Here is a 422-nt window from a genome sequence, read left to right as displayed (position 1 = left end):
TGCAAATCTTAGCATACTTTGATCATGTTCGGTATTGGTCATCTTAAACAGACGTTCAATCTTGTCGCCTGTAATAACCCATGATTCATATTCTTTATCATATGAAATATGGAAGTCACTAGAGTCAGCTGGCTTGTAATCATATTGCTTGGTCGTATCCTGTGGCTTCTCCAAATCTGACAGCTTAGTTGTATCTAATAGGTCGGCTGTTTTGCGAATTAATTCGGTTAAACCGGTATGAGTGACTGAAGAAATTGGGAAAATCTCAGGAACATCTGTCTGACTATCTTGAGATTCATTCAAACGTTTTTTGAACTCCTGAAGATTATCTTCAGCATCAGGTAGGTCCATCTTGGTTGCCACAATGATTTGTGGCCGTTTCAAGATTCGTTCATCATACTGTTCCAATTCTTTATTGATTG

Annotated in this window: 1 protein-coding gene; it reads right to left on the bottom strand. The window is 38.2% G+C overall.

Features of this window, described 5'->3' with window-relative positions; all coding sequences use genetic code 11:
* Positions 1 to 422: DUF1967 domain-containing protein (locus CBI42_RS11395; RefSeq protein ID WP_142294138.1), on the bottom strand; the 422-nt coding region annotated here is incomplete at both ends.

The organism is Streptococcus sp. KR (genome assembly GCF_002238115.1).
Classification (GTDB): domain Bacteria; phylum Bacillota; class Bacilli; order Lactobacillales; family Streptococcaceae; genus Streptococcus.
Note: the sequence above shows the minus strand (reverse complement) of the source record. Positions and strands in the feature narration are given on the sequence as shown.